Origin of the sequence: Pseudomonas sp. SBB6 (assembly GCF_024213215.1) — a bacterium.
GTDB classification, from domain to species: Bacteria; Pseudomonadota; Gammaproteobacteria; order Pseudomonadales; family Pseudomonadaceae; genus Aquipseudomonas; species Aquipseudomonas donghuensis.
Genome location: NZ_JANAVH010000002.1, coordinates 392,885 through 410,568 on the forward strand (window position 1 = coordinate 392,885; position 17,684 = coordinate 410,568).

Here is a 17,684-nt window from a genome sequence, read left to right on the forward strand (position 1 = left end):
GCACCAACTGGTCAGACCGGTAAAGCCAATTCTCACCCACTCAACCGAAAAACCCTTGCAAAGCCGGAAAAACCGCGCTTACACTGCCCACGCACTGGACATACCGGTAAGACCACAATAATTAAGTCCTCCGCTCTTTCGCCCCCGTGGCATCGAAGCAGGGACACCGACCAGAGATCCCTCCCATGCTCAAATGGTGCTCGCGTTCGATCTTCCTCCAAGTGGTGTTGGGCCTTGTGCTAGGCATAGCCTGCGGCCTGAGCTTTCCTGAAGTTTCCCTGCAACTCAAACCCCTCGGTGACGGCTTCATCAAGCTGATCAAGATGTTGATCGGGCTGATCGTGTTTTGCGTGGTGGTCAGCGGCATCTCCGGTGCCGGCGACCTGAAAAAAGTCGGGCGCATCGGCCTGAAATCGGTGATCTACTTCGAAATCCTGACCACCATCGCCCTGGTGATCGGCCTGGTGTTCGCCTTTACCTCCGGCATCGGCAGCGGCGCCAACATTCACCTGGACCCATTGGCCAGCAGCGAAGCCAGCAACCTGGCCGAACGCGGCCAACACATCCACGGCACCGCCGCCTTCCTCATGGACCTGATCCCGACCTCGGTGGTTGGAGCGTTTGCCGACAACAATATCCTTCAGGTCCTGCTGTTTTCGGTGCTGTTCGGCAGCGCCCTGAACCTGGTGGGTGAAGCGGCCTCGGGTATCTCGCGGCTGATCAACGAACTGAGCCATGTGATCTTCCGCATCATGGGCATGATCGTGCGCCTGGCGCCGATTGGCGTGTTCGGTGCCATCGCCTTCACCACCAGCAAATACGGCCTGGAATCGCTGCAGCACCTGGGCGGCCTGGTGGCCTTGTTCTACCTGACCTGCACCGGCTTCGTGCTGCTGATTCTGGGCACCGTGATGCGCCTGTCGGGGCTGAAGATCCTGCCCTTCATCAAGTACCTGCGCGAAGAGCTGACCATCGTCCTCGGCACCGCCTCCTCCGACGCCGTGCTGCCGCAGATCATGCGCAAGCTTGAGCACCTGGGCGTGGGCAGTTCCACGGTCGGCCTGGTCATCCCCACGGGTTACTCGTTCAACCTCGACGGCTTCTCGATCTACCTGACCCTGGCTATCGTGTTCATCGCCAATGCCACCGGCACACCGCTGGCCATGACCGACCTGCTGACCATCCTGCTGGTGTCGCTGATTACCTCCAAAGGTGCCCACGGCATCCCAGGCTCCGCCCTGGTCATCCTGGCCGCGACCCTGACCGCCATCCCGGCGATCCCGGTGGTCGGCCTGGTGCTGGTGCTGGCGGTGGACTGGTTCATGGGCATCGGCCGGGCGCTGACCAACCTGATCGGCAACTGCGTGGCCACCGTGGCCATCGGCCGCTGGGAAGGCGATATCGACATGGAGCGGGCCAACAATGTGCTGTCGGGTAAACAGGGCTTCGGCTTTGCCCAGCGCAAGACCCCGAACGCCCATCAACAAGAGTTCTGAGTAACATGGCCGGCAGCCCCACTGCCGGCCACAGGAGCAAACCATGCAAGTGTTCTCATGGAGTGAACAATGATTACTTCATCGACCGTCGTGAACTCGGTGGTAGAAAAACTCCGTCAGGCCCTGGCCCGTGGCCAGTGGCGCTCCGGCGACATGCTCCCGGGCCAGCGCGAACTGGCCGAGCAACTGGGCATCAGCCGCCCGAGCCTGCGTGAAGCGGTGACGGTGCTGGAAACCCTCGGCCTGGTGCGTTCGATGCCGGGCAAGGGCGTGCTGGTGCTTGATGCCGATACAGTGCAAACCACCCTGCCCCAGAGCGGCGTCGCCGAGGCCAGCCTGGAAGACGTGCTGCAGCTGCGCTATACCCTCGAGCCGTTCATCGTCGGCCTGGTGGCGCAGTCGATCAGCAGCAAGGAAATCGGCCAGCTGCGCCTGACCCTGATGGACATGCGCGAGGCCCTCGAGGCCCAAGACAGCGAAGCCGGCGTCAACGCCTACATCGCCTTTCACGAAGAGCTGTTCACCCTGACCGCCAACCCGATCTTCCAGAGCGTGGTGCAGCAGACCAGCAACGCCCTCAAGCAAAGCGCCGCAGTGCTGCGCAACTCGCCCGAGCATTTGGCGGCAAGGCTTGAAGAAAACGAAGCGGTGGTACGTGCCATCCGCAACAAGAACAGCGCCCAGGCCAGCGCGCAGATGCGCCACCACATCCTCCAGGAAGGCCGGCGCATGGGTATCGAACTGAACATCCCGGACGATCATCCGGGCAACTGACCCCAGGAGTGCGACCATGAACGCCAGCGCCCACGCCCATGACCCTGCCCTGCCGCCACTGCTCGCCCAGGGTGAACGCCGGTTGTCGGCCGAGCAGATCTACCCGCGGCTGTTCGATGCCATCCTCGAACAGCGCCTGGCCCCTGGCAGCGCCCTGACCGAGCAAGCCCTGGGCGATGCCTTCGGGGTCAGCCGCACGGTGATCCGCCGGGTACTCGGGCGCCTGTCCGACCAACAGGTCATCGTCCAGCGCCCCAGCCACACCGCACGCCTGGCCGCGCCCGACCCACAGCATGCACGGCAGATCCTCAGCGCCCGGCGCCTGGCCGAAACCACCTTGATCAGCCTGGCGGCCAAGCGCTCACGGCCGGCCAAGATCCGCCAACTGCGCGAGCTGGTGGCCCGCGAGCGTCAGCACCATGAACAGGGCCAGCGCTGCACGGCGATTCGCCTGGGTGGCGAGTTTCACCTCAAACTTGCGGAAATGGCCGACAACGCACCCTTGGCACGTTTTCTCAATGGCCTGGTGCCGCAAACCTCGCTGATCATTGCCCAGTACGAAGCGCGGCCATGCAGTCATTGCGCCTGGCAGGAGCATGCGGCGATCATCGATGCGCTGGAGGACGGTGATGGCGAGGCGGCGTTGGCGTTGATGCATGAGCATCTGGACCATATCGAGGCCAAGCTCGACCTGGAGGGGTGACCGAAGGGCCTCATCGCCGGCAACGCCGGCTCCCACAATAAATCTGCATGCACCGAACCTGTGGGGGCTGGCCTTGCCAGCGCTCGCAATCCAGGCGACAGCTGTTGCCCGCCCGCTTTACCATGGGCCTCGATCGCCTTGGAGGGCACACTGATGAACGAAAGGATCACCTCGGTTAAACCCGAGCCCGCTGCTGCACCTGCGCCGCAAATGACGCCGCAACAGCGTCATCAGGTGCGCGTGGCGATGTCCGATGCCTTCGTCGACACCCACATCGAATACCTCTGGATCGCCCGCCACCTGGTAGGGTTTGACCGCGAGCTGCTGAAAGAAATCTTCTACAGCGAAGTCGCCCCCGCCTGCTACGGCAACATCATGACGCCGGTACCGCCGATCTGGACCGGTTTCGACGAAACCTGGCTGCAGGAAGAGATCGAAGAAATTCTCCAGGCACGCCGCGACAGCTGGTGGCGGCGCCATATCGACCGGGTGCTGAATGCCACCTGGGTGTGGTTTTTCTGCAAGGAAATCTGGGCAGAGATCGTCGAGGCGCTGGATCAGGCCGAGGCCGAACAGCAGCCCGAGTGACGGCACCTATACTCAAATAACCACCGTGCTCGACCTTCCCTAACCACAGGGGGCTGCGATTTTATGCCGCGTTCCCCGCTTACCGTGTTGCTGCTCGCCTTGTTCCTGGTGCTGGCTGGCTGCGGCTCGCGGCAAACGGTCAGCGAGCCGCCGCCCATCCCGGTCAGCGCGGCGACCTGGCAACAGATCGACCGCGACATCATCGACGCTTCGCTGGCCACCACCAGTTCGGTCAACGACTATGCCCGGCGCTCCATGCGGGTGTGGAAGGAGCGCGTGCAGCAGTACACCGAAAGCGACTTCATCCCCTGGTTCACCGGCTACTGGACCCAGCAATGGCTGACCATGAAAGTGGCCTGGTACAAGATGAACAGTGGCGAAGGCCGTGAAACACCGGAAAAACGCCTGGCCCTGTACCTGCAAGAGCAGTACCACGAGCGGGTGCTCGACCCGGTGGCCAAGGAAATCGACCCCGAAGCCATTCGCGACCGGGCCATGGAGCTGTATATCCAGCTGCTCGGCCAGCAACTGCAGCAGATCGCCCAGCGCTACCGCGCACCAACGGAGCAGTTCAACCTGCACCTGACGCGCATCCAGGCCATTGGCCTCGGGCCGCCGGCCAACAACAACGCATCGCTGCATCAACTGCTGTTCAGCAAACCGCTGGAACAGCAACCCGCCTATGCAGCCCTGGTCAAACGCCTGCACAGCGCCGTGCGCGCCGGCACCCAGCGCTCGGACATCGGCTTGTCATCGGTCGCCCAGCAAGCCAGCGAAAAGCTCGGCGCCACCCTGGCGCCACGGGGTATTGCCAGCGCCGTGGCGGCGGCGGTCGGGCGCGCCGCGGGCACGGTGATTTCTCTGGCGGCGACCGGTTTTGGGGTCGTGAGCCACAACCGCGAGCAACCGGCGATGATCGAACAACTGCGGGTGATCCTCAACGTGGCGCTGAACGAGGAGTGGCGCGATCTGATGGAGAATCGCAAGACCGGCGCCATGGCCGGCGTCTATTACCTGTCGGGGGAAATCGAAGACAGCCTGCTAGCCGCCGAAGGCCCCGAGCACGAGCCGCAGCCCGCCGCCCAAGTGATCACTCTACCCGCCCAGTAAGGGTCTTGTTCATGCCGGCTGCGCCTGGGCCGAGCTCGGCAGGCCAAAGATGCGGTCGAACAACCCGTTGTAGATGAAGGTGTAGCAGGGGATGAGAATGATAAAGGCCAGGTCCACCAGCACGGCTTCGACCAGGCTCATGTTCAGCCACCAGGCAATCAGCGGGATCAGGTACACCACCAACGTCAGCTGGAAACCGATGGCGTGCGCCACCCGCCGGGCAACACTGCGCCCGCGCTTGGCCTGACGGCTTTCCCAATACTCGAACAGGGTGTTGTAGATGAAGTTCCAGGCCATGGCGATGGTGGTGATCATCACCGCCAGCGGCCCGGTATTGCTCGGCGCGCTGTCGGCCAGGTAGGCCAGGCCCAGGGTCGACATGCACAGGCCGATCAGTTCATAGGCGGTCACGTAGACCAGTTTGCGTTTGACACCTTGCACGTTGCTAACCTCGGTTTTGCACTAAAACGCCGCCCTTTGGCGCGGCTGAGGCGGGCAAGCCTGCGTCAATCCTGTTGACAACCAAAGTCAACAGCTATCAGATTTACTGATAGGAGATTGCCATGAACTTTTCCAGCGACAACATCGAACTGTTTCTCGCCGTGCTCGACCGCGGCTCGTTTTCGGCCGCCGCACGCGCTCTGGGCCGAGTGCCTTCAGCGGTGAGCATGGCCATCGGCAACCTTGAAGCGGAGCTGGGCTTCAGCCTGTTCGATCGCACTCCCCGGGAAACCCGCCCCACCGCCATGGCCCAGGCGCTGGAGCCGCATGCGCGGATGATCGCTGATCAACTGGGGCAGTTGCAGGTGCATGCCCTGGAGTTGTCCCAAGGGCTGGAAAGCACCCTGAGCATCAGCGTGGTGCCGGACATCGAGCACAGGCGCCTGCTGGCAGCGATCAGAACCCTCAGCGAGCGTCACCCGTTACTGAATGTCGAGGTGCTGACGGCCCCACAGGAAGACGCCCTGCAACTGCTGCACGACGGTCGCGTCAGCCTGTGCCTGGCCTTTGCCGGGCTGGCAGTGGACGCCCGCCAGCGCTTTCAGAACATCGGCCTGGAATCGCTGGTGGCCTGCATCGGTCCGCAGCACCCGGCCCTGCAGCAGCGCCCGCGGCAGATCGTCTACCTCGAAGACCTGGCCAACGTGCGGCAGATCCTGGTGGCCAGCCGTGACCTGCCGCTGAGCGACACCCGCGCGCTGATCGGCAAGGCGCACTGGCGCACCGACAGCCTGGCCATGGCCATCGAGATGGTTGAAGCCGGCCTTGGCTGGGGCGACTTCCCGTTGTCGCGGGTGGCGCCTCTACTGGACGCCGGACGCCTGGTGCGCCTGGATTTCAGCAACACCCGCAACGAGTTGCAGCTGCCGGTGCATGCCTTCTGGCGCCAGCATCAGCCGCTGCAAAAAGCCGCCCAGGAGCTGGTGCGTTTGCTCGGGGTGCAGTAAAGCGCCTGGCTGAAACACGCACGCCAGAGCAGGCCGTAGGAAAATCCTGTCAGCCCCTGCGGCAAAACTACCTATCAATTTTTCCGCTTCGCGGCCGATACCTGTCTGGATAGGTACGAGCACACGCCAAAAGCGCCGCTCGGCACTCCTCTTTACTGGCACAAGGTCTCGGAACATGAACCTGAAATTTCGCCACAAGATCCTGCTGTGCGCCTGCGGCGTCGTGGTTCTGGCATTTGCACTGTTCACCCTCTACAACGATTACCTGCAACGCAACACCATCCGACAGAACATCGACTCGTCGGTCAAACAGGCCGGCGCACTGGCCGCCAGCAGTGTGCAGAATTGGATGAGCGGACGCATTCTGGTCCTGGAAAACCTCGCCCAGGACGTCGCCCACCAAGGCGCCAATGCCGACTTCCCGGGGCTGGTCGACCAGCCATCGTTCACCAACAACTTCCAGTTCACCTACGTCGGCCAGTCCAACGGCGTGTTCACCCAGCGCCCGGACGCGAAGATGCCTGACGGCTACGACCCGCGCCAGCGTCCGTGGTACACCGCCGCCGTCGCCGCCAACCAGACCATGCTGACCCCGCCCTACATGGCCGCGGTCGGCGGCCTGGTGGTAACCATTGGCATGCCGGTGAAAAGCAAGGCCAACGGCGAGCTGCTCGGCGTGGTCGGCGGCGACCTGAGCCTGGCCACCCTGGTCGATATCATCAACGCCGTGGACTTCGGCGGTATCGGCCACGCGTTTTTGGTCGACCGTAACGGCCAGGTGATCGTCAGCCCGGACAAAGACCAGGTGATGAAGAACCTCAAGGACATCTACCCGGGCAGCAACCTGCATATCGCGCCAGGCACCCACGAGGTGACCCTGAACAAGCAGGAGCGGATCATCTCCTTCGCCCCGGTCAGCGGCCTGCCGACGGCGGACTGGTACATCGGCCTGTCGATCGACCGCGACAAAGCCTACGCCGGCCTCAGCCAGTTCCGTACCTCGGCGATCATCGCCATGCTCATTGCCGTGGCCGCCATTGCTGGCCTGCTGAGCCTGCTGATTCCGGTGCTGATGCGTCCGCTGACCACCATGGGCCGCGCCATGCAGGACATTGCCCAGGGCGAAGGCGACCTGACCCGCCGCCTGGTGGTGGAGAACAAGGACGAGTTCGGTGAACTGGCCGGTGCCTTCAACCAGTTCGTCGAGCGTATCCATGCCTCGATTGCCGAAGTGTCCTCGGCCACTCGCCAGGTCCATGACCTGTCCGAGCGGGTGATGAGCGCCTCCAATGCCTCGATCATCGGCTCCGAAGAGCAGAGCATGCGCACCAACAGCGTCGCCGCGGCAATCAACGAGCTGGGCGCCGCCACCCAGGAAATCGCCCGCAACGCCGCCGACGCCTCGCAACACGCCAGCGGTGCCAGCGAGCAGGCCAATGATGGTCGTCAGGTGGTGCAGGAAACCATTTCGGCGATGACCGCGCTGTCGCAGAAGATCAGCGAATCCTGCGAGCAGATCGAAACCCTCAATGCCAGCACCGATGACATCGGCCAGATCCTCGACGTGATCAAGGGCATCTCCCAGCAGACCAACCTGCTGGCGCTCAACGCCGCCATCGAAGCGGCCCGCGCCGGTGAAGCCGGGCGTGGTTTTGCCGTGGTTGCCGACGAGGTGCGCAACCTGGCGCACCGCACCCAGGAGTCGGCCGAAGAGATCCACAAGATGATCACCACCCTGCAGGTCGGTTCCCGCGAGGCGGTACACAACATGAACGCCAGCCAGGTTTCCAGCGAAGAAAGCGTGCTGGTCGCCAACCAGGCCGGCGAGCGCCTGAGCAGCGTGACCCAGCGCATCGGCGAGATCGACGGCATGAACCAGTCGGTGGCCGCCGCCACCGAAGAGCAGACCGCCGTGGTCGAAAGCCTGAACCTGGACATCACCCAGATCAACGTGCTGAACCAGCAAGGCGTGGCCAACCTCAACGACACCCTGCGTCATTGCGATGCCCTGGCCCAGCAGGCCGGGCGCCTCAAGCAACTGGTCGACAGCTTCAAGATCTGACGCGTAAACAACAAAGGGGCCGCTCAGGCCCCTTTCTTTTACACCTCCCGCTACACCGCCAGCACCCGCTTGGCCCGCCCCAGGCGCAACCAGCCGATCAATACCGCCAGCATCAGCACGAAGCCCAGGTAGCCGAAGAACGGATAGACCTGGCCGACCAGGCTGATAAAGCCGATCAGGCTGCAGATAAACGCCGCCACTCCCGCCACCACCGAGCCCAGGCGAAAACTGCGGGTACCGGCCGGCAACAGCCGCGCCAGGAACGAATACAGTGTGCCCACCGCAGTGTTGACGATCATGCCGAAGATGATCACGCACATGATCACGCCCAAGGCCGGAGAGATTTCGCTGGCAATCGACAGCATCGGCATCGGCAGATCGGCGACGGTATCCAGGCGCGACAACAAGCCTGCGCTCATCACCAGCATCAGGCCGCCCAAGGCCGCACCGCCGAGAATCCCGCCCCAGATCGCAGTCTTCTCCAGGCGTGCCGAGCCACCGAGAATCGCCAGGATCGGCGCACCGGCGACAATGTTGTACGACACATACAGGAACGCGCCGAGCAGCCAGTGGCTGGTACCCGCCTGCTGCTGGCTGGCCACCTGATTCAGCGCGGCAAAGCTCAGCTCGCGGGTGAACACTGCGTACAAGGCGATGGCCGTGGCGATGAGGATCAGGAACGGCGTGACCGCCCCGATCAGCAGGATCACCTTCTGCACATCCAGACACACCACTGCCACCACCAGCAGGGTCACCAATACGCTACCGGTCAGCGCCGGAATGGCGAACTGCTGTTCAAGCAATGCCCCACCGCCGGCAAGCATCACCACGGTGACCGCAAACATGAAGAAGGTGATCAGCAGGTCAACGAACAAGCCCAGGTAGCGCCCACAAATGGCATACACCACATCCTTGTGCGAGGCGGCCTGCAAGCGGTTGCCCAGCCCGGCCAGGGCCATGCCGAGAAAAGTGAACAAGGCCGCGCTGACCAGCGCCCCGAGCAGGCCCCAGAGGCCGAAGTCGACAAAGAACAGCAACAGCTCCCGCCCCGAGGCGAAACCCGCGCCGACGATCACGCCGATAAAGGCGCCTGCAATTTTCAGCTGCTCTTTCATTTTCAACCCTCTGGTATCGATGGCCCTGCCCGGGCCTTGTTGTTGTTTTTACCCAGTGTTGCTGTGGTGCCTCAGTCGTTGCCGATCCAGGCCTGTACTTCGATCTCCACATCCACGCCCAGGGCCAGGCCGGCACTGACGGTGGAACGCACCGGGTAGCCGTTGGCGAAGACGCTTTTGTACACCTCGTTGAAACCGGCGAAATGGGCCATGTCGGACAGCCACACAGTGGCCTTGATCACCTGATCGAAACCGACGCCGCATTCGGCCAGGGTTTCGCCGATGCGTTCCAGAGCGGCCTGGGTCTGGACCTGAATGTCGCCACGCACCACTTCGCCGTCGGCGCGCATGGGGATCTGCCCGGAAAGGAACAGAAAGCCGCCGACCTTCACCGCCTTGGAGAACGGATACGGCAGGTGGCTGGGGATACGCTGGATAGTCGAGCTCATGGGAAATCTCCTTGGGGAGTTAACGAAAACGCGCCGGGGACAAGCATTGCGGCTCGACCCCTTCGGCGCTCAAGGTTGCTGCAAGCGGCTGCTCTAGCAGCAATGCGCAGGCCAGTTGCGAAGCGCCGGCAGCAGACTGGATACCGTAACCACCCTGCGCCGCCAGCCAGAAAAACGCAGGATTTTGCGGGTCGTGGCCGATCACCAGGTCGCCGTCGGCGACGAACGAACGCAAGCCCGCCCAGGTATGGCTGGGGCGGCGAATCGCCAGGGTGGTGATGGCTTCAATGTTGTAGATGCCGATGGCCACGTCGAGCTCTTCGGGCATCACGTCCTGGGGCTCGACCGGGTCGGCATTGGCTGGCGAGCCGAGCAACTGCCCGGCGTCGGGCTTGAAATAGAAACTCTCATCGACGCCGATCACTGCGGGCCAGCGACTGAAGGCCTGGTCTTGCGGGCCTTCGAAGGTAAAGGCCGAGCGTCGGCATGGCTGCAGGCCGACGGGTTGGATACCACAGACCGCCGCGACGTGATCGGCCCAGGCGCCCGCGGCGTTGACCAGTTGGCGCGCCTGAATACGACTGCCATCGGCCAGGCTCAACTGCCAGTGACCTTCGTGGTAGCCGCCTTCAACCACCTCGGCATTGCAACGCAACTGGCCACCGGCCTGGCGGTAACCGCGCAGGAACCCCTGGTGCAGCGCATGCACATCCAGGTCCATGGCACCGGGCTCCAGCACTGCTCCGGCCAATACCTCGGCACGCAGGCTCGGCACCAGCGCCAACGCCGCGTCACGGTCGAGCAAGGTGACGTCGGTGCCGTTGGCCAGGCTTTGCGCATAGGTGCTGTCGAGCAGTGCCTGCTGCTCCAGCGTTGCCACATACAGGCAACCCCGCGGCTCGAGCAACGCATGCTCACAGAAGCCCGGTGGCGGCGACTCATAGAATGCACGGCTGGCGCGGGTCAGTGCCTGGATCTGCGGCGTGCCATAAGCCTCCATAAACATCGCGGCCGAGCGCCCGGTGGAGTGGTAACCGGCCTGGGATTCGCGCTCGAGCATCAGCACCCGTTGTCCGTCAGCCAGGCGATAGCCCAATGAAGCGCCGGCAATACCGGCGCCGATGATCACGATGTCGAAGGTCTCTGTCATAGCCGTGCAATCGCCTGCGCAGTGAAATTATCATTTGTGAGAATTCTAATATATGAGAATTTCGGATTATGCAAGCGGCCACGGTAAGATGCGGGTCCGTTTTGTCTGACCGAGATGTTTGATGAGTGCCGACCGCTCCCCTGCCGACGACCGCCCTGGTGCGCTGCCACTGATTGACCGCGCCGAAGTCGGAGCGCGCCTGCGTAGCGTGCGCAAGGCCCAGCAACTGACACTCAAGCAACTGTCAGCGCTGTCCGGGGTACCGGTGTCGACCCTGTCGAAAATGGAACTGGCCCAGGTCTCGGTGAGCTACGAGAAACTGGCGGCGGCGGCGCGGGCGCTGAAGGTTGATATCGCCCAGCTGTTTCGCGCTTCAGGCGTGAGCGATATGCCGGTGCCGACCACGGTGGTGGTCAACTCCCTGCCCACAGCGCCCGGCTACAGCACCGGGACCTACGACTACCACCCGATCGCCGGAGAATTTCCCGAGCGGCTGATGACGCCAATGTATGCGCGGATCATCGCCCGCGAGCGGCAACAGTTCGATGAATTCATCCGCCATCCGGGACAGGAATTTGCCCTGGTGCTCAGCGGACGCGTGCGGATTGTGTTTGAGACGGGTGAGGCCGTGAGTATCGGCCCGCAGGAGACGGCGTACTTCAACAGCAATGTCGGGCATATTTATCTTTCCGAGACGGAAGATGGTGGGGATGCGCATGTGATGGTGGTGATGACGGATCGGTAACAGCGTTGTCTGTAACACCGCATCGCGGGTCAAGCCCGCTCCCACAGCGCCACGCGCTCAGCAAGAGCGAAGCGAATTGTGCTCTTGATCTTGATCTACCGGCCCCGTTAACCAGAAGGGCCGAGTGGAGGTGTTGCGAAGGGGCTAGTGCGCAGCACCTTCGGCGTTAGCCGAAGTTGCGAAACGTAGAGTTGCTTGCAACTCGTAGTTCGCAATGCCCCGTAGCGACACCGTAGCGAGGGAACCCGAAGCGCAGCGTAGGGCCCCTGGTGGGGCAAGCCCTTTGGTTACTTTGGGGCGACTGCCAAAGTAACCCGCCGTAAGGGCGGAAAGGTGACTCCGCGCCACCATCACAACCGGATAAGCCCCTCCTCTCACAGCCACCACCGGTTATAACCTAATAACGAACTAGTCTATTTGGCTATAAAAAAACCTTTATGCTGGCTGCCATCCGATCACGGGCACGTTGGGCGTTTAGGTTACTTATGGATGTAGGTTCTTTCGGTTTTACCATTGCAGGCCTGGTAGTAGGTTTCATCGTCGGCATGACCGGCGTCGGCGGCGGCTCCCTGATGACCCCGATCCTGCTGTGGTTCGGTATCAACCCCGCCACCGCCGTAGGCACCGACCTGCTCTACGCCGCCATCACCAAAGCCAGCGGCGTCTGGGTCCACGGCAAAAACAACAATATCGACTGGAAAATCACCGGCTGGCTGACCCTCGGCAGCGTCCCGGCCGCGGCCCTGACCCTGTGGTTCCTCGCCAGCCTCGATGCCGACACCCAAGCCGCCAACGCCATCATCAAGCAAGGCCTGGCCGTGGTGCTGGTGCTGACCGCCCTGGCCATCCTGTTCAAAAGCAAACTCCAGGCATTCGCCAGCAAACACGCCGGCGACCGCTATCACCTGAGCGGTACCAGCCTCAACCTGCTGACCGTAGTCACCGGTGTGATGCTCGGCGTCATGGTTTCGCTGACGTCCATCGGCGCTGGCGCCCTGGGTACCGTGGCGCTGTTCCTGCTCTACCCCTACCTGGTTACCCGCCGCCTGGTCGGCACCGAAATCGCCCACGCCGTGCCGCTGACCCTGGTCGCCGGCCTGGGCCATGCAAGCATGGGCAACATGGACTGGTCGCTGCTTGGCTACCTGCTGCTGGGCTCGCTGCCGGGCATCTACATGGGCAGCCACCTGACCGGACGGATTTCTGACAGCATCCTGCGCCCGTGCCTGGCAGGCATGCTGCTGATGATCGGCTACAAACTGGCGTTCTGAGTGTGTCGTTTGATCTACGAGTGCTACGCACTCGATCGCTGGCAAGGCCAGCTCCCACAGGGGTAGCAGGCGACATCAAGCCCTGTGGGAGCCGGCCTTGCCGGCGATGGGCTACGCCGTAGCCCCAAGGTTCAATCCTGCGTGCGCCACAGCACCGGCCACATCTGCGACCAGCTCCCACTGCAACTGCCCATCCGCGCCAGCGAGCGCAGTTGCATGCGCTGCCCATCAAAACGCCAGCTCTGATCGACACCGCAATCACCTATGCCGCGCCCCTTGGTAAAGCTACTGAGTACTCCGGTGTCTGCGTTGTACTCGACCGAGCCACCAAAGTCGCCCCACTGCTCCAGCCCGGGAAACTCCGCGAACTGCAGGGCCTGGGCCTGCTGCGGATGCGCCCGTGAAGTGGTGAACATGGCGTACTCGCAGTTGTAGGCGCCACAGCCATAGCGAAAGCTGACCAGCGCACGCTTGCCACTCAACGCATAGGCTTGGGCAGTATCGGGCTGCCAGTCATCACCCACGTCTTGCCAGGCATCGGCGCTGGCTGCATGCACGGCGGCGACAATGCGCCTGGCCTCTGCTTCCCCCAGCGGCTCGGGCCGTGCGAAGGGCGCCAGCTTCGGCAGCGCCGGCGCAGGCGGCACGGCACTGTCTGGCGCATCACCTGCACGCATGAAGGCACTGCGGTGGCCCAGCCGCCCCTGCACCGAATCGATCAGCAACAATGAGGCGCTCAGGCCATTGAGCGAACTCCCCAGCTCACCATCATTGCTTGCCGAGGTCAGCCGCGAGCCATTACGCAAGGCCTTGACCAAGGCCACGGCCTGCTCGCCACTCGCCCGCCAGGACACCACGCCGTTGTGCTGTTCTTCATGCAGTGCCAGCGCCAGAGGCTTGCCATCGAGCTGCAATGGCCCCTCCAGCGAACTCTGACTGTAAATCGTTACCTGCAACGGCCCATCCAGACCCGCGCCACGCACGATTTGAATACCCAACGGCATGCCGTCGACGCTTTCATCGGCCGCCAGTGCTGTACATTGGCGGGTGTTGTCACACCCCACCACCCAGTCCTTGAGGTGCCGGTACAAGGGTACCGGTTCTGCCGTCGTGGCCTGGGTAGCGCCGGGCAAGGCCAGCAGGGAGAGAAAGGCTGCGTGCAGCGGTGCGCTCATGATGAAGTCCGTTTCAGGTGAGCGCACATTCTACCCCTGGAACTTCTCGAAGTCCGGTTGGCACAGCGGGCTTGTCATTTACATATGGAAATTCGTATATTCGAATTTCCATATATCAAATCCGGACCGATTCGATGCTTACCCCTGCCGCCCTGTTCAAATGCCTGGCCGACGAAACCCGCGTTCGCGCCACGCTGTTGATCGTCCGCGAAGGCGAACTGTGCGTGTGCGAGCTGATGTGCGCACTCGACGACAGCCAGCCGAAGATCTCCCGCCATTTGGCCCAGCTGCGCAGCTGCGGCCTGTTGCTCGACCGCCGCCAGGGTCAGTGGGTGTACTACCGCCTCAACCCGCAGTTGCCAGCCTGGGTGAACGAGGTGCTGCAGCTGACCCTTGAGGCCAATGGCCAGTGGCTCAGCGACGTCAGCGAGCGCCTCGAGGCAATGGGTGATCGTCCTGTCCGTGCGACCTGCTGTTGAGGAATCAGCCCATGCGAGTCTTGTTCATGTGTACTGCCAACAGCTGTCGCAGCATCCTCTGCGAAGCGCAGTTCAATCACCTGGCCCCGGCCGGTTTCCACGCGGTCAGTGCCGGTAGTTTTCCCAAGGGCCAGGTGCATCCTCGCAGCCTGTCGACCCTGCAACGCGCCGGCATCGCCATCCACGGCCTGACCAGCAAAGGCAACGACGCCTTCGCCGACAACCCGCCAGACATCGTCATCACCGTCTGCGACAACGCCGCTGGCGAAGCCTGCCCGCTGTATTTCGGCCCAGCGCTGAAAACCCACTGGGGCCTGGCAGACCCTTCCGAGGCCCACGGCAGCGATACACAGATCGATGCCGCCTTTGACGCCACCCTGGCGCGCATAGAACTACGCTGCAAAACCTTCCTTGCCCTGCCCTTCGAGCGCCTGAGCCGCGACCAGTTGCAGGCTGAAATCGACCGCATCGGCACTTTGTAAACGGAGCCCCCATGAGCGACCACCTGCCCAATCTCGACCTCGGCCTGATCCCGGCCAACGCCCCCCATGATGGCCACAAGCCGCGCATCCTGCTGCTCTACGGCTCAACCCGGGAACGCTCGTTCAGCCGCCTGCTGAGCGAAGAAGCCGCGCGCCTGCTCGAGCATTTCGGTGCCGAAACGCGGATCTTCAACCCCAGCGGCCTCCCCCTGCCCGACGACGCGCCGGACAACCATCCCAAGGTCGTGGAACTGCGCGAACTCATGCAATGGTCCGAAGGCCAGGTGTGGTGCTCGCCAGAGCGTCATGGCGCGATGTCAGCGGTGTTCAAGGCGCAGATCGACTGGGTGCCATTGGCCATGGGCGCAGTGCGCCCGACCCAGGGCAAGACCCTGGCGGTGATGCAGGTGTGCGGCGGCTCGCAGTCGTTCAACGTGGTCAACCAGCTGCGCGTACTGGGGCGCTGGATGCGCATGTTCACCATCCCCAACCAGTCCTCGGTACCCAAGGCCTGGCTGGAATTCGACGGCAACGACCGGATGAAGCCTTCGGCCTACTACGACCGCGTGGTCGACGTGATGGAAGAGCTGGTGAAGTTCACCCTGCTGCTGCGCGGGCGCAGCGATTACCTGGTGGACCGCTACTCCGAGCGCAAGGAATCGGCAGAGGCGTTGTCACAGCGGGTTGGCCAGCGTTCGCTCTGAGCGGCGCGCTGCGCTTCCCTATTGCGGGCCTGCGTTGATGATCGACTGCGACGCCGCACCAGTTAGCGGTTGAACCGGCGGGCATACACCCGCCCCGCCGGGGATCATGTATGGGATTGAGCCGGTGCTTTGCGACCCAGGGAAATCAACTCGTTGGAGAAACACAGGCCGGTGATGATCAGGCCCGCACCCACGTACAGGCTTTCTCGCGGCACCTCATTGAGGACCAGGAACGCCAGCAGCGCAGCGAACAGGGGCTCGGTCAGCTCCAGCGCCTGCACCTGGGATGGTTTCAGGTACTCGATGGCCTTGGTGGTGCAAAAGAAGCCCAGGATGGTCGGTAACGTGGCCAGCGCCAGCAATGCGGCAATCGCCAGGGGCGACAGCTCGCCAATCACAAAGCCATCGGCCGCAGCCGGCATCAGCAGGTATAGGCTGCCGAAGAACAACAATTGCCGAGTGAAGTGCAACCCCCCGGAGACGCCCATATGCTTCATGGCCACTGAAAACGCCCCGTATCCGCAGCCGGCCATGGCAGCCAGGGTAGCGCCTTGCAGGGTGAACCCCTGTTGCAGGTCAGCACCAAAGATCACTGCAATGCCGGCGATGGCCAAGGCGGCGCCAACGGTAGCGTTTGCGGTAATGGGATCTTTCAGGAAGATCCGCCCCAACAGGATCGAGGAAATAGACGCACTGGCCATCAGCATCACCACCACGCCCGCGGCGGCGTAATGGCGGTAGGCCGATGTTTCGAAGTGGAACAGCACGAAGATTCCGAGAAACGCGCAAATCGCAGCCTGGGTCCACTTCGCCGTCGTTTGCGGGCGCCTGATGAACAGCACCAAGGCCGACAGCAGCAGGCAACCTAGAATGGTTTTGATCACAGCGACACTGCTGGCGGTGAAGCCATTTTCCATGAGCACTTTGCTCAGCACACCGATTGTCGCGTTCAACGCGGCGGCGGAAAGCGCAAAAACAACGCCTTTACCAAAACTGGATTGCATGAATGACCGTCCCTGTCGTTGCGTGGTGGCTCGCTAGAATATCCATCCAAATGAGGGATGCAAGCCAAAGATAAGAGCGCACTGGACAACCCACCTGAAAATCCTCGACTGTCTCCAGTACGGTGGGTCCACGCAGTGGGAGGGGTTGCGGGTTCGGTGGGCTGATGGGATGTTGACGCATCCACTCAGCGCGCTCCTTTTGGAAACTGAGTCAACTGGTCAAACTAGCGAGCATTGAGTAATGGACGCAAAAGCATTCGCGAACGCACTGAAGACCTCTATTAACGAGGTTAAATCGCAGGGTCATGAAACAGTCAATTGCGACAAGTTAATAACGTATATCGATAGGGTTGTCGAAGCCACCTCAACAGACAACAACCCCGAGGAGAACAGCGAAGTACTCAAGGCGAGACTCCAGCTTTCCCTGGACGCGCACAAACACAACCTGTCAGCCAATTCGGAAATGTTCAAAAGCATTATCCAATCAGGGCAAAACGCACTCAAGACGATGCTGCTACTGAATGGAGGAGCCGCGATTGCCCTGCTCGCCTTCATTGGCAAACTCTCAGACAACAACAGCAGCGCCATCCCAGAGTTCGCATATTCGCTAACAGCCTTTGTAATCGGGGCATTGGCTATCGGCATCACCTCTTGCTTGACGTATCTTTCGCAGATGGCCTTTGACAGCGCTGTAAAGTGGCACAACAACGTCGCCACTACCTTACAAGCCACCGGCGGCGTATTGGGTTTGGTTTCAATATCCGCCTTTGCATATGGCACCTATAAAACCTACCAAGCGCTCTTGTGCCTAGCTACTTGCGCGTAACCTGTCGAATAGCTGAGCTTGGCATTCCAGGTTCAGCCATCTTTGTCTCTCGTCGCTTTGCCCAGGCCGGGGCAGCCAGCTTGCGGGCGAATGCCTGGCACTC

The 17,684-nt window shown here is 62.3% G+C and carries 19 protein-coding genes; 13 read left to right on the top strand and 6 right to left on the bottom strand.

Annotated features, from left to right (window positions below; all coding sequences use genetic code 11):
- Window positions 1-185: 185 nt before the first annotated feature.
- The 5 genes from NLX68_RS05060 to NLX68_RS05080 all read left to right on the top strand — a co-directional run bounded on the left by NLX68_RS05060 (window position 186) and on the right by NLX68_RS05080 (window position 4,671).
- The gene (locus NLX68_RS05060; protein WP_254283091.1) at window positions 186-1,496 is read left to right on the top strand and encodes a C4-dicarboxylate transporter DctA; all 1,311 of its coding nucleotides are present in this window, start codon (window positions 186-188) and stop codon (window positions 1,494-1,496) included.
- A 69-nt stretch (window positions 1,497-1,565) separates the two neighbouring features.
- Window positions 1,566-2,270, top strand: a complete 705-nt coding sequence (locus tag NLX68_RS05065; protein WP_254283093.1) for a FadR/GntR family transcriptional regulator — start codon at window positions 1,566-1,568, stop codon at window positions 2,268-2,270.
- Between the two features lie 16 nt (window positions 2,271-2,286).
- A complete protein-coding gene (locus NLX68_RS05070) occupies window positions 2,287-2,973 on the top strand; it encodes a GntR family transcriptional regulator (protein WP_254283095.1) in 687 nt (228 codons plus the stop codon).
- Window positions 2,974-3,126: 153 nt separating this feature from the next.
- Window positions 3,127-3,561, top strand: a complete 435-nt coding sequence (locus NLX68_RS05075) for a hypothetical protein (RefSeq protein WP_254283097.1) — start codon at window positions 3,127-3,129, stop codon at window positions 3,559-3,561.
- Window positions 3,562-3,624: 63 nt separating this feature from the next.
- Complete coding sequence (locus tag NLX68_RS05080; protein ID WP_254283099.1) at window positions 3,625-4,671, top strand: hypothetical protein; 1,047 nt, start codon at window positions 3,625-3,627, stop codon at window positions 4,669-4,671.
- A gap of 9 nt (window positions 4,672-4,680) precedes the next feature.
- Here the strand turns inward: NLX68_RS05080 and NLX68_RS05085 are convergent, their stop codons facing one another.
- Complete coding sequence (locus tag NLX68_RS05085) at window positions 4,681-5,112, bottom strand: PACE efflux transporter (protein ID WP_254283101.1); 432 nt, start codon at window positions 5,110-5,112, stop codon at window positions 4,681-4,683.
- 122 nt (window positions 5,113-5,234) lie between these two features.
- Here NLX68_RS05085 and NLX68_RS05090 point away from each other — a divergent pair, with 122 nt between their 5' ends.
- Both NLX68_RS05090 and NLX68_RS05095 read left to right on the top strand, forming a co-directional pair.
- On the top strand, window positions 5,235-6,119 hold the full coding sequence (locus NLX68_RS05090; RefSeq protein WP_254283103.1) for a LysR family transcriptional regulator: 885 nt from the start codon (window positions 5,235-5,237) through the stop codon (window positions 6,117-6,119).
- 175 nt (window positions 6,120-6,294) lie between these two features.
- Entirely contained in the window at window positions 6,295-8,181 is a 1,887-nt protein-coding gene (locus NLX68_RS05095) for a methyl-accepting chemotaxis protein (RefSeq protein WP_010227044.1), read from the top strand.
- A gap of 50 nt (window positions 8,182-8,231) precedes the next feature.
- On the opposite strand, the gene NLX68_RS05100 is transcribed toward NLX68_RS05095, so the two are convergent.
- From NLX68_RS05100 to NLX68_RS05110, 3 genes are all read right to left on the bottom strand, one after another.
- Window positions 8,232-9,296: a hypothetical protein gene (locus NLX68_RS05100; protein WP_254283105.1), complete on the bottom strand. Its 1,065-nt coding sequence runs from the start codon at window positions 9,294-9,296 to the stop codon at window positions 8,232-8,234.
- A gap of 71 nt (window positions 9,297-9,367) precedes the next feature.
- The gene (locus tag NLX68_RS05105) at window positions 9,368-9,745 is read right to left on the bottom strand and encodes a RidA family protein (protein WP_254283106.1); all 378 of its coding nucleotides are present in this window, start codon (window positions 9,743-9,745) and stop codon (window positions 9,368-9,370) included.
- Between the two features lie 19 nt (window positions 9,746-9,764).
- Window positions 9,765-10,895, bottom strand: coding sequence for an FAD-binding oxidoreductase (locus NLX68_RS05110; RefSeq protein WP_254283107.1), 1,131 nt, complete (start codon window positions 10,893-10,895; stop codon window positions 9,765-9,767).
- Between the two features lie 121 nt (window positions 10,896-11,016).
- Between NLX68_RS05110 and NLX68_RS05115 the strand changes: the two genes are divergently transcribed.
- Both NLX68_RS05115 and NLX68_RS05120 read left to right on the top strand, forming a co-directional pair.
- The gene (locus NLX68_RS05115; protein WP_010227048.1) at window positions 11,017-11,640 is read left to right on the top strand and encodes a helix-turn-helix domain-containing protein; all 624 of its coding nucleotides are present in this window, start codon (window positions 11,017-11,019) and stop codon (window positions 11,638-11,640) included.
- Window positions 11,641-12,125: 485 nt separating this feature from the next.
- Window positions 12,126-12,911, top strand: a complete 786-nt coding sequence (locus NLX68_RS05120; RefSeq protein ID WP_254283108.1) for a sulfite exporter TauE/SafE family protein — start codon at window positions 12,126-12,128, stop codon at window positions 12,909-12,911.
- 131 nt (window positions 12,912-13,042) lie between these two features.
- Here NLX68_RS05120 and NLX68_RS05125 read toward each other — a convergent pair whose 3' ends face one another.
- Window positions 13,043-14,086, bottom strand: coding sequence for a DUF1176 domain-containing protein (locus tag NLX68_RS05125; protein ID WP_254283109.1), 1,044 nt, complete (start codon window positions 14,084-14,086; stop codon window positions 13,043-13,045).
- 134 nt (window positions 14,087-14,220) lie between these two features.
- Here NLX68_RS05125 and NLX68_RS05130 point away from each other — a divergent pair, with 134 nt between their 5' ends.
- Genes NLX68_RS05130 through arsH form a run of 3 tightly spaced genes read left to right on the top strand, consistent with a single transcriptional unit; the run spans window position 14,221 to window position 15,751 of the window.
- On the top strand, window positions 14,221-14,565 hold the full coding sequence (locus tag NLX68_RS05130) for a metalloregulator ArsR/SmtB family transcription factor (RefSeq protein WP_036996394.1): 345 nt from the start codon (window positions 14,221-14,223) through the stop codon (window positions 14,563-14,565).
- An 11-nt stretch (window positions 14,566-14,576) separates the two neighbouring features.
- Complete coding sequence (locus NLX68_RS05135; RefSeq protein WP_254283110.1) at window positions 14,577-15,047, top strand: arsenate reductase ArsC; 471 nt, start codon at window positions 14,577-14,579, stop codon at window positions 15,045-15,047.
- Between the two features lie 11 nt (window positions 15,048-15,058).
- Window positions 15,059-15,751, top strand: coding sequence for an arsenical resistance protein ArsH (arsH, locus tag NLX68_RS05140; RefSeq protein WP_254283113.1), 693 nt, complete (start codon window positions 15,059-15,061; stop codon window positions 15,749-15,751).
- 104 nt (window positions 15,752-15,855) lie between these two features.
- Here the strand turns inward: arsH and NLX68_RS05145 are convergent, their stop codons facing one another.
- Window positions 15,856-16,755 (bottom strand): DMT family transporter, encoded by a 900-nt coding sequence (locus NLX68_RS05145; RefSeq protein WP_010227056.1) that lies wholly within the window; start codon window positions 16,753-16,755, stop codon window positions 15,856-15,858.
- 241 nt (window positions 16,756-16,996) lie between these two features.
- Here NLX68_RS05145 and NLX68_RS05150 point away from each other — a divergent pair, with 241 nt between their 5' ends.
- Entirely contained in the window at window positions 16,997-17,581 is a 585-nt protein-coding gene (locus tag NLX68_RS05150; protein ID WP_254283115.1) for a hypothetical protein, read from the top strand.
- Window positions 17,582-17,684 lie beyond the last annotated feature (103 nt).

What these genes read in the sequence shown, in the direction of transcription:
- NLX68_RS05060 (WP_254283091.1), top strand. Translation starts at nt 186, where the DNA reads ATGCTCAAATGGTGCTCGCGTTCGATCTTCCTCCAAGTGGTGTTGGGC.
- NLX68_RS05065 (WP_254283093.1), top strand. Translation starts at nt 1,566, where the DNA reads ATGATTACTTCATCGACCGTCGTGAACTCGGTGGTAGAAAAACTCCGT.
- NLX68_RS05070 (WP_254283095.1), top strand. Translation starts at nt 2,287, where the DNA reads ATGAACGCCAGCGCCCACGCCCATGACCCTGCCCTGCCGCCACTGCTC.
- NLX68_RS05075 (WP_254283097.1), top strand. Translation starts at nt 3,127, where the DNA reads ATGAACGAAAGGATCACCTCGGTTAAACCCGAGCCCGCTGCTGCACCT.
- NLX68_RS05080 (WP_254283099.1), top strand. Translation starts at nt 3,625, where the DNA reads ATGCCGCGTTCCCCGCTTACCGTGTTGCTGCTCGCCTTGTTCCTGGTG.
- NLX68_RS05090 (WP_254283103.1), top strand. Translation starts at nt 5,235, where the DNA reads ATGAACTTTTCCAGCGACAACATCGAACTGTTTCTCGCCGTGCTCGAC.
- NLX68_RS05095 (WP_010227044.1), top strand. Translation starts at nt 6,295, where the DNA reads ATGAACCTGAAATTTCGCCACAAGATCCTGCTGTGCGCCTGCGGCGTC.
- NLX68_RS05100 (WP_254283105.1), bottom strand. Translation starts at nt 9,296, where the DNA reads ATGAAAGAGCAGCTGAAAATTGCAGGCGCCTTTATCGGCGTGATCGTC.
- NLX68_RS05105 (WP_254283106.1), bottom strand. Translation starts at nt 9,745, where the DNA reads ATGAGCTCGACTATCCAGCGTATCCCCAGCCACCTGCCGTATCCGTTC.
- NLX68_RS05110 (WP_254283107.1), bottom strand. Translation starts at nt 10,895, where the DNA reads ATGACAGAGACCTTCGACATCGTGATCATCGGCGCCGGTATTGCCGGC.
- NLX68_RS05115 (WP_010227048.1), top strand. Translation starts at nt 11,017, where the DNA reads ATGAGTGCCGACCGCTCCCCTGCCGACGACCGCCCTGGTGCGCTGCCA.
- NLX68_RS05120 (WP_254283108.1), top strand. Translation starts at nt 12,126, where the DNA reads ATGGATGTAGGTTCTTTCGGTTTTACCATTGCAGGCCTGGTAGTAGGT.
- NLX68_RS05125 (WP_254283109.1), bottom strand. Translation starts at nt 14,086, where the DNA reads ATGAGCGCACCGCTGCACGCAGCCTTTCTCTCCCTGCTGGCCTTGCCC.
- NLX68_RS05130 (WP_036996394.1), top strand. Translation starts at nt 14,221, where the DNA reads ATGCTTACCCCTGCCGCCCTGTTCAAATGCCTGGCCGACGAAACCCGC.
- NLX68_RS05135 (WP_254283110.1), top strand. Translation starts at nt 14,577, where the DNA reads ATGCGAGTCTTGTTCATGTGTACTGCCAACAGCTGTCGCAGCATCCTC.
- arsH (WP_254283113.1), top strand. Translation starts at nt 15,059, where the DNA reads ATGAGCGACCACCTGCCCAATCTCGACCTCGGCCTGATCCCGGCCAAC.
- NLX68_RS05145 (WP_010227056.1), bottom strand. Translation starts at nt 16,755, where the DNA reads ATGCAATCCAGTTTTGGTAAAGGCGTTGTTTTTGCGCTTTCCGCCGCC.
- NLX68_RS05150 (WP_254283115.1), top strand. Translation starts at nt 16,997, where the DNA reads ATGGACGCAAAAGCATTCGCGAACGCACTGAAGACCTCTATTAACGAG.